The sequence below is a fragment of the Arthrobacter sp. B3I9 genome (assembly GCF_030816935.1).
In the GTDB taxonomy this organism is placed as follows: domain Bacteria; phylum Actinomycetota; class Actinomycetes; order Actinomycetales; family Micrococcaceae; genus Arthrobacter.
In genome coordinates this window covers 794,384-803,931 of sequence record NZ_JAUSYO010000001.1, presented here as the reverse complement: position 1 = coordinate 803,931, position 9,548 = coordinate 794,384, and the positions used below count along the sequence as shown (strand labels likewise).

The window sequence follows — 9,548 nt, the reverse complement described above, 5'->3', positions numbered from 1 at the left end:
TCGGCCGCTGGCCGCTAGTGGGCGACGGCGGCGGCGCCGTGTTCGTCGATCAGGGCGCCGGTTTCGAAGCGTTCCAGGGCAAACGGCTTGTTCAGCTTGTGCGGAGCGCCTGTGGCGATGTTGTGCGCGAAGGTGAGGCCGGCCGCCGGGGTGCCCTTGAAGCCGCCGGTGCCCCAGCCGCAGTTGACGAACATGTTCTCCACCGGGGTGTTGCCCACGATGGGGGAGGCGTCCAGGGTGGTGTCCACGATGCCGCCCCAGGTCCGGAGCACGTGGGCCCGGGCAAAGATCGGGAAGAGTTCGACGGCGGCAGCCATCTGGTGCTCGATCACGTGGAAGGAGCCGCGCTGGCCGTACCCGTTGTAGGAATCCACGCCGGCACCCATCACCAGTTCGCCCTTGTGGGCCTGGGAAACGTAGACGTGCACGTGGTTGGACATCACCACGGTGGGGTGGACCGGTTCGTGCAGTTCGGAGACCAGCGCCTGGAGCGGGTGGGACTGGATGGGCAGCCGGAAGCCGGCCATCTCGGCAAGGACCGAGCTGTGTCCGGCGGCGCACAGACCCACCTTTTCAGTGTTGATGGTGCCGCGGTTGGTCTTAACGCCCGTGACGCGGTTGCCGTCCTTGATGAAGCCGGTGACTTCGCAGTTCTGGATGATGTCCACGCCCAGCTCGTCGCACTTGCGGGCGAAGGCCCACGCCACGTGGTCGTGCTTGGCGATGCCGGCGCGCGGCTGGTAGGTGGCACCCATGACGGGGTAGCGGATGTTGTCGCTGATGTTCAGGATGGGGCAGAGTTCCTTGACCTGCTGCGGGTCCAGCCATTCAGCGTCCACGCCGTTGAGCTTGTTGGCGCCCACGCGGCGCATGCTTTCCCGGACGTCGCCCAACGTGTGGGCAAGGTTCATGACGCCGCGCTGGCTGAACAGGAAGTCGTACTCCAGCTCCTCAGGCAGGATCTCCCAGAGCTTGAGGGCGTGCTCGTAGATGGCCGCGCTCTCGTCCCAGAGGTAGTTGGAACGGATGATGGTGGTGTTCCGGGCCATGTTGCCGCCGGCGAGCCAGCCCTTTTCCAGGACGGCGATGTTGGTCAGCCCAAAGTTCTTGGCCAGGAAGTAGGCGGTAGCCAGACCGTGCCCGCCGCCGCCAACAATCACGGCGTCGTAGCTCTTCTTGGGGTCCGGGTTGTGCCAGAGGAATTCCGGGTGCTCCGGAAGCAGATCGGCCATCATGCCACCTCGGTCGCGTCAGAGGAGAGGTTCGGGTAGAGGGGGAACTTTCCGGCCAGGATTTCAACCCGCTGCCGGAGTTCCGCCACGGTCTCGTCGCTGAACTCGCGCTTGAGTGCTGCGGCGATAATGTCCGCGACCTCGGTGAATTCTGCCTTTCCGAAGCCACGCGCGGCCAGTGCCGGCGTGCCGATACGAAGACCGGAAGAGACCATCGGCGGACGCGGGTCGAAAGGCACGGCATTGCGGTTGACCGTGATGCCGATCCGGTGCAGGCGGTCTTCGCCCTGCTGGCCGTCCAGTTCCGAATTGCGCAGATCCACCAGAACCAGGTGCACGTCAGTGCCACCACTGACTACGGTCACGCCGGACTCTGCAACGTCGGTGGACAGCATGCGTTCTGCGATGATGCGGGCGCCTTCCAGGGTGCGCTCCTGGCGGTCGCGGAAAGCGGGCTCAGCAGCGAGCTTGAACGCAACAGCCTTGGCGGCGATGACGTGCTCCAGGGGGCCACCCTGCTGTCCGGGGAACACCGCGGAGTTGACCTTCTTGGCGATGTCGGCGTCGTTGGTAAGGATCACACCACCCCGCGGGCCGCCAAGGGTCTTGTGGGTGGTGCTCGTGATGATGTGGGCGTGAGGCACGGGGTTGGGGTGGAGCCCTGCGGCCACCAGGCCGGCGAAATGCGCCATGTCCACCATCAGGTAGGCACCTACCAAGTCCGCGATACGGCGGAACTCGGCGAAGTCCAGCTGCCGGGAGTAAGCGGACCAGCCGGCGACGATCAGCTTCGGCTTGTTCTCAACCGCCAGTCGCTCGACTTCAGCCATGTCAATCAGCATGGTGTCTTCGCCGACTCCGTACGGGACCACTTTGTAGAGCTTGCCGGAGAAGTTGATCCGCATCCCGTGTGTCAAGTGGCCACCGTGTGCCAGGTTCAGCCCCAGGATGGTGTCGCCGGGCTGGATGAGTGCGAACATCGCCGCTGCGTTGGCCTGAGCGCCTGAATGGGGCTGCACATTGGCGAATTCCGAGCCGAACAATGACTTAAGACGGTCGATGGCCAGCTGCTCGACCACGTCAACGTGTTCGCAGCCGCCGTAATAACGCTTGCCCGGGTAGCCTTCGGCGTACTTGTTGGTCAGGACGGATCCCTGAGCCTCCATGACCGCAGTCGGGGCAAAGTTTTCCGAGGCGATCATCTCCAAGGTGCCCTGCTGGCGCAGGAGTTCCTGCTGCACAGCGGCGTGGATCTGAGGATCGGTCTCTGCGAGCGAGCGGGTCAGAACGTCGACCATCATTTCTCCTAAGTCTGCTGACTAATATCCTGTTGATATATTAGTTTGGTGACTCAAGTATGCTACCGAGCCCGGAGGGTGTCAACAGGTTTCTGAGGGTTTCGCCCGCAGATGCAAGCGTGGCCGCGCAGCAGGCGGAGGCCTTGAACGAACGGAGCGCCGCCCTTCCGGGCCGCGCTCCGTTTCTGGTGCCGAGACCTGGGCTAGGCCGCGAAAAGAGCCTCGCGCACAGCGTGCTCGAAGCCGGTGACGTGGGTCCGCGCGAGTTCCGCGGCCCGGGCCTCATCTCCGTCGATAACCGCGCGGAGCAGGTCCACATGCTCATGCACGTGGCGGGACAGGTCGGGAAGGCGGTCCAGGACCATGCACCAGATCCGTGTCGCGAGGTTGTCGTAGCGAATCAGGACATCTTCGAGGTGGGGATTGGCGGCGGCCGCGTAAATGCCCTGGTGAACACGGGCGTCGAGGCGCAGGGTTTCAACGACGGAGGCCGCACGTGTCTCGAAAGACTCGACAGCGCGCATCACAGCGCGCAATTGCTCCCTCATGGACTCCGTTGCCACCCGCGCAGCCCGGGAGGCGGCGAGAGGCTCCAGCTGGATGCGGATTTCGGAAATGAACGCAAGGTCAGTGACCTCCACCCGCGTCGCGAAGGTACCTCTCCGCGGATAGGAAACCACGAGGCGATCAAGCTCCAGCCGCTTCAGGGCTTCACGCACCGGAGTCCGACCGACCCCAAGGTCCTTGGCGAGGTCGTCGTCATTGATGAGGTCGCCAGGCTTGATGTCAAGCATCAGCAGCCGGTCCCGGATGCGCTCGTACGCTACGTCAGCCAGCGACCTCTTTGCCGCATCAGCAATTGCCAGCACTTCAAAAGCCATAGCGTGGACCCCTTTTCCATCAAGCCAGGAAGGCTATTGACCTCCATCACTGACCAGTATACGCTAATTGCCAGTCCTAATATATCAGTACTGATTCTTGAAATATATTCAAAGGAGGAGACATGACCCTAGTGGCGACAGACTCAGCTACCAGCACGCTGCCTCAGTCGGAGGCCCCCGTAAAAGACCAGACGCAGAAGTTCGTGCTCACACTGTCGTGCGGCGAACGGGCGGGCATCGTCCAGGCGGTCACCACCTTTCTCTTCGAGCGTGGCTTTAACATCGAGGAACACCAGCAGTTCGACGACGGCCTCCGCCAGACACTGCATCTTCGTACCGCCTTCTGCGGCTCGCCGGAGTACACCCCGGAGAGGCTCCAGGAGGAATTTGGTTCGATCGCTGACCGCTTCGACATGAAGTTCAGCTTCCATGACCAGACCAAGCAACGCATCCTCGTGATGGTGTCCAAGTTTGGCCACTGCCTGAACGACCTGCTCTTCCGCTGGCGTGGCGGAAGCCTCGGGGGCGACATCGCCCTCATTGTTTCCAACCATGAAACCCACCGGGCCATGGCCGAGGCCGCCGGCCTCCCCTTCATTTACCTCCCGGTAACCCCTGAGACGAAGCTGGATGCCGAACGCCGCCTGCTGGAACTGGTGGACGAGCACAACATTGACCTCGTCGTGCTCGCCCGGTACATGCAGGTACTGTCCGACGACCTCTGCCGCTCGCTGGAAGGCCGGGCAATCAACATCCACCACTCCTTCCTCCCGGGATTCAAGGGGGCGCGCCCTTACCACCAGGCTTACGACCGTGGAGTCAAGCTGGTGGGCGCAACGGCCCACTACGTAACGGCGGAACTGGATGAGGGGCCAATCATCGAACAGGAAGTCATCAGGGTCGACCACAGCTATGGACCGACCGCCCTCTCAACAGTCGGGCAGGACGCCGAAGCACTGGCACTGTCACGCGCCGTGCGGTGGCACTGCGAACACCGTGTGCTGCTGGACCAGACCAGCACTGTCGTGTTCCGCTAAGCACGACCACCCCACCAGCAAAGACAACACACGAAAATCAGCAGGAGAAACCACATGGCATCGACGCCAAGCATTGTCATCATCGGAGCTGGAATCGTCGGCACCAACCTGGCCGATGAACTGGTCGCCCGGGGTTGGAACAACATCACTGTCCTGGACCAGGGACCGCTGAACATGCCGGGGGGTTCCACGTCCCACGCCCCGGGTCTCGTCTTCCAAACGAACCCGTCAAAGACCATGGCTACCTTCGCCAAGTACACCGTGGAAAAGTTCCTGTCCCTGACCGAGGACGGCGTCAGTTGCTTCGACCAGGTCGGCGGCCTCGAAGTCGCCACTACCGAGACCCGCCTGGCGGATCTGAAGCGGAAACTCGGATACGCCGCCGCGTGGGGAATCGAAGGCAAGATCCTTTCCCGCGCTGAGTGCAAGGAGCTCTACCCGCTCCTGAACGAGGAAGAGATCCTGGGCGGGCTCCACGTCCCGAGTGACGGCCTGGCACGTGCCGCCCGGGCCGTCCAGCTGCTGATCAAGCGCACGGAATCCGCGGGCGTCAAGTACCTGGGCAACACCACGGTCACGGGCATTGAGCAGTCGGGCCGTCGCGTGACCGGTGTCGAGACCTCCGAAGGTATCATCCCCGCCGACATCGTGGTCTCCTGTGCAGGTTTCTGGGGCGCCAAGATCGGCGAGATGATCGGGATGTCGGTCCCGCTCCTGCCGTTGGCGCACCAGTACGTGAAGACCACTCCGGTACCGGCGCGGAAGGGACACAACGAACTACCCAACGGGGCTTCGCTGCCGATTCTGCGGCACCAGGACCAGGACCTCTATTACCGCGAACACGGCGACCGCTACGGCATCGGCTCCTACGCGCACCGTCCCATGCCCGTGGACCTTGCGGACCTGGGCTCCTACGACGCTGACAGCATCAGCGAGCACAATATGCCCTCGCGCCTCGACTTCACCCTGGAGGACTTCCTCCCGGCCTGGGAGGCCACCAAGCAGTTGCTTCCGGCACTGCGGGAAAGCGACATCGAGGACGGCTTCAACGGCATCTTCTCCTTCACCCCCGACGGCGGGGCCCTGGTGGGCGAGTCCAAGGAGCTCGATGGCTTCTTCGTCGCCGAGGCCGTGTGGGTGACGCACTCGGCCGGCATTGCCCGGGCTGTTGCCGAACTCCTGACCACCGGAAAATCCGAGACCGACCTGGGTGAGTGCGATATCCACCGGTTCGAGGAAGTCCAGCTGACCCCTGAGTATGTCAGCGAGACTTCCCAGCAGAACTTCGTGGAAATCTATGATGTCCTGCACCCCCTGCAGCCCCGGCTCTCCCCCCGCAACCTTCGTGTCAGCCCTTTTCACGCCCGTCACAAGGCACTGGGAGGGTTCTTCCTGGAGGGCGGCGGATGGGAGCGCCCCTACTGGTTCGAAGCTAACGCGGAACTGCTGAAGGAGATGCCGGCTGAGTGGCAGCCCCCGGCCCGTGATGCCTGGTCCGGGATGTTCAGCTCGCCCATCGCCGCCGCTGAAGCCTGGAAGACCCGTACCGCGGTCGCCATGTACGACATGACTCCGCTCAAGCGCCTCGAGATCTCCGGACCGGGAGCGCTGAAGCTGCTGCAGGAGCTCACCACAGCGGAGATGGACAAGAAGCCCGGGGCAGTCACTTACACCCTGTTGCTGGACCACGCCGGCGGCATCCGAAGCGACATCACCGTGGCCCGGCTGAGCGAAGACACCTTCCAGCTCGGCGCCAACGGAAACATCGACACCGCATACTTTGAGCGGGCCGCACGCCACCAGACCGAAAGCGGAACTGCCAGCGACTGGGTACAGGTGCGCGACACGACTGGCGGCACCTGCTGCATCGGCTTATGGGGCCCCCTCGCCCGGGACCTGATCAGCACTGTCAGCAGCGATGACTTCTCCAACGAGGGTCTTCGTTACTTCCGGTCCAAGAAGGTCGTCATCGGCGGCGTCACCGTAACCGCGATGCGCTTGTCCTACGTCGGCGAGCTGGGCTGGGAACTGTACACGAGCGCAGACAATGGCCAGCGCCTCTGGGATGCCCTGTGGAAGGCAGGTCAGCCCCACGGCGTCATCGCCGCGGGCCGGGCCGCCTTCAGCTCTCTGCGCCTGGAAAAGGGTTACCGTTCGTGGGGCACTGACATGACCACCGAGCACGACCCTCTGGAAGCCGGCCTCGGATTCGCCGTGAAGATGACCAAGGAAAACTTTGTCGGAAAGGCCGCGCTGGAAGGCCGCACCGAGGAGAACTCCGCCCGCCGCTTGCGCTGCCTTACGGTCGATGACGGCCGGAGCATCGTGCTGGGCAAGGAACCGGTCTTCTACAAGGACCAGGCAGTCGGCTATGTCACCAGCGCCGCCTACGGCTACACCGTCGCCAAGCCGATCGCCTACGCGTATCTTCCTGCCGCTGTCAGCGTTGGGGACTCTGTTGAAATCGAGTATTTCGGGCGGCGCATACAGGCCACAGTCACAGCGGATCCGCTTTACGACCCGACGATGACGAGGCTCCGGGGCTAACCCGGCCGCCATTCCATTCAAGGGCACGCGGCCCGGACTCGTCACCTCGCCCAGAGTCCGGGCCGCTGCTCTTCCACGGCAGTTTCCATCCCCCTGCCCAGTCGACTCAAGCTTCAGCCTAGGAAGACACATGATCAGCTCAGAAACAATCAACGCATACCTCGCAAGGCTTGCCTCGCGCGAACCAACCCCAGGCGGCGGGGCAGCCGCGGCGCTCCACGCCGCCCAGGGGGCAGCACTCGTCGCCATGGCTGCCAGGTACACCACCGGCCCGAAATACGAGCAGCACGACGAACTTGTCCAAAGAATCATCAGCGCCGCAGACGGACTGGTAGCCGAGGCCCTGGGCCTCGCGGATGCTGACCAACAGGCGTTCCAAGGCGTCATTGATTCGTACAAACTTCCGTCCGGGACCGAAGAGCTTAAGGCCGCGCGGACCGCATCCATCCAGGCGGCGCTCATCCTGGCGGCGCAAACGCCCGCACAGCTCATTAGGGTCGCCGGCTCCATCGTGGACCTTGCCACGGAACTTTTCGAGGTCGCGAATGCCAACGTGATCAGCGACGTCGCTGCTGCCGCCGACGCAGCCCGCGCAGCCGCAAGCACCGCCCGGGTGAACGTCGACATCAACGTGGTGGCCATCAAAGACGCCGCGGCCCGTTCGCGGTTGGCTGACCAAACCGACGGCCTGGAGGAAAAGGTCATCCTGGCAGCAGACTCCCTCGTGGGGCGCGTGCGTGAAAGGATCCTCGGTTGAGCGCCACACTCCTCTCCGGAAAACAACTGGCAAAGATCATCAAGCAGAAGGTCCAGCATGAGGCCCGGGCCCTCGAAGCCGACGGCGTACGCCCCGCGCTCGCAGTGGTCGTGGCCACCGACGACGGCTCCACGCACTGGTATGTCCGGTCCATCGAACGAGCCGCCGAAAGTGCCGGCATCAGTTGCCGGATCGTGGACCTTGGCCCCAATGCCACCGGACAGGTCTTGGCCTCAGTCCTGAAGGACCTCAGCGAGGATCCATCGGTTAACGGCATCATCCTCCAGACGCCTCTGCCTCCCGGCGTCGGAACAGATGAGCTGGTGGGGCACATTGCCCCGGAGAAGGACATCGATGGCGCGAACCCCTTGAGTCTTGGCCGCCTTGCTGTGGGCCAGCCCTCGTTCGCACCTGCCACCGCCCGCGCCGTAATCGAGATTCTTGACCACTTCGACATTCCGCTGGCAGGCCGGAATGTGGTGGTCATTGGCCGTTCCGCCGTGGTGGGAAAGCCGCTGTCCCTGCTGCTGCTGGAGCGTGACGCCGCGGTGACGGTCTGCCACTCCAGGTCGGGCCCGTTGGAGCGATACACCAAGACCGCCGACGTCGTGGTCGTCGCAGCCGGGCGTACCGGTCTGTTGAACGGCGGCCATGTTTCGTCCGGGGCCACAGTGATAGACGTCGGCACCAACGTCCTTCCTGACGGTTCTCTTGCCGGGGACGTCGACGAGGGCAGTGTGCGGGGCGTCGCCGCGGCACTGACTCCTGTTCCGGGCGGCGTCGGCTCCGTCACCACATCCCTGCTTCTTCTGCACACAACCGAGGCCGCACGGGAACAGCTGCGTTCCTTGGTCCCGGGGGCGGTGCGTTGACGCTGCCCGACGAACCGGGCGGCTGCCCTTACACTGAGCGGGTTCTGGCCGGGGCTACAGCACAGCCCTGATGAGGTTCTCGAAATCGGTGACGTGCTGGGTGGTCAACCGCGCAGCAGCTTCGGAGTCCCCTTCCGCGATGCATTCGAGCAGCTCACGATGCTGGGCAATATGCTCGGACACCGGCGGGAGCTTTTCCAGCACCAGGCTCCAAATCCGCGTTGCGAGGTTGTCGTATCGAATCAGGATATCTTCAAGGTGCCGACTTCCAGCGGCCCGGTAGATCCTGCGATGGATCCGCATATCCAGGCGCATGAGATCCCGCTGGGAGTGCATGGCTGGCAGAATCTGCCCGACTTCCCGGGCAAAGTCCCTGAGCTCCTGGCGAAGCTGCGGCGACGCCACCCGCGCAGCCCGCGCTGCTGCCGCAGGCTCCAGAAGTTGGCGTATTTCGGAGATCTCAGCCAGATCCTTGATGTCGACCCCGGCGGCGAACGTTCCACGCCGGGGGTAGGCCACCACCAAATGGTCACCCTCGAGCCGCTTCATAGCTTCCCGGATCGGCGTCCGGCCGACGCCGAGACGCCGGGAAATCACTTCATCGTTAAGGGGCTCACCCGGCTTGATGTCCAGAACGATTAATTCATCGCACAAGACCCTGTAAGCGAAGTCGGCAAAGGATTCTTCGTCCTGCCTCAGCGGCACCGGGGAACCCGCCTCCACTGGTAATCCGCCAGCGTTTGCCATTATCAAGTCCCCTCCCGACGTTCGTCGGAGTCTTGACGCCCCGGCTCCCAGTACCTACTGTTCGTAGAACTAATATATCAATAAGTGGGCATAAGAATGTCAAGGGCCCCAAGCCCTCGGCGTCGGCCGTTGGCTCAAGCTGGCCCGGAGCTCAGCCAAGGCAGGCGCCCTCTGGCC

General features: G+C 63.5%; 8 protein-coding genes. 4 read left to right on the top strand and 4 right to left on the bottom strand.

The annotated features are described in order from the left end of the window. Positions 1-14 precede the first annotated feature (14 nt). From QFZ65_RS03760 to QFZ65_RS03750, 3 genes are all read right to left on the bottom strand, one after another. Positions 15-1,235 carry a sarcosine oxidase subunit beta family protein gene (locus QFZ65_RS03760; RefSeq protein WP_373427559.1) on the bottom strand — a complete coding sequence of 407 codons (1,221 nt, stop codon included), beginning with the start codon at positions 1,233-1,235 and terminating at the stop codon, positions 15-17. Further along, complete coding sequence (glyA, locus tag QFZ65_RS03755) at positions 1,232-2,530, bottom strand: serine hydroxymethyltransferase (RefSeq protein ID WP_306912492.1); 1,299 nt, start codon at positions 2,528-2,530, stop codon at positions 1,232-1,234. Before glyA ends, QFZ65_RS03760 begins: the two co-directional genes overlap by 4 nt. A 203-nt stretch (positions 2,531-2,733) precedes the next feature. Further along, a complete protein-coding gene (locus QFZ65_RS03750; protein ID WP_306908277.1) occupies positions 2,734-3,411 on the bottom strand; it encodes a GntR family transcriptional regulator in 678 nt (225 codons plus the stop codon). Positions 3,412-3,533: 122 nt separating this feature from the next. Here QFZ65_RS03750 and purU point away from each other — a divergent pair, with 122 nt between their 5' ends. The 4 genes from purU (at position 3,534) to QFZ65_RS03730 (ending at position 8,624) form a co-directional block, all read left to right on the top strand. Continuing rightward, positions 3,534-4,448, top strand: coding sequence for a formyltetrahydrofolate deformylase (purU, locus tag QFZ65_RS03745; protein ID WP_306908275.1), 915 nt, complete (start codon positions 3,534-3,536; stop codon positions 4,446-4,448). A gap of 54 nt (positions 4,449-4,502) precedes the next feature. After that, complete coding sequence (locus tag QFZ65_RS03740) at positions 4,503-6,995, top strand: FAD-dependent oxidoreductase (protein WP_306908273.1); 2,493 nt, start codon at positions 4,503-4,505, stop codon at positions 6,993-6,995. A 130-nt stretch (positions 6,996-7,125) separates the two neighbouring features. Next, a complete protein-coding gene (locus tag QFZ65_RS03735; protein ID WP_306908271.1) occupies positions 7,126-7,752 on the top strand; it encodes a cyclodeaminase/cyclohydrolase family protein in 627 nt (208 codons plus the stop codon). After that, positions 7,749-8,624: a bifunctional 5,10-methylenetetrahydrofolate dehydrogenase/5,10-methenyltetrahydrofolate cyclohydrolase gene (locus tag QFZ65_RS03730; RefSeq protein ID WP_306908269.1), complete on the top strand. Its 876-nt coding sequence runs from the start codon at positions 7,749-7,751 to the stop codon at positions 8,622-8,624. The genes QFZ65_RS03735 and QFZ65_RS03730 overlap by 4 nt, the downstream gene beginning before the upstream one ends. Before the next feature lie 54 nt (positions 8,625-8,678). On the opposite strand, the gene QFZ65_RS03725 is transcribed toward QFZ65_RS03730, so the two are convergent. Then, positions 8,679-9,371 carry a GntR family transcriptional regulator gene (locus tag QFZ65_RS03725; protein WP_306908268.1) on the bottom strand — a complete coding sequence of 231 codons (693 nt, stop codon included), beginning with the start codon at positions 9,369-9,371 and terminating at the stop codon, positions 8,679-8,681. Positions 9,372-9,548 lie beyond the last annotated feature (177 nt).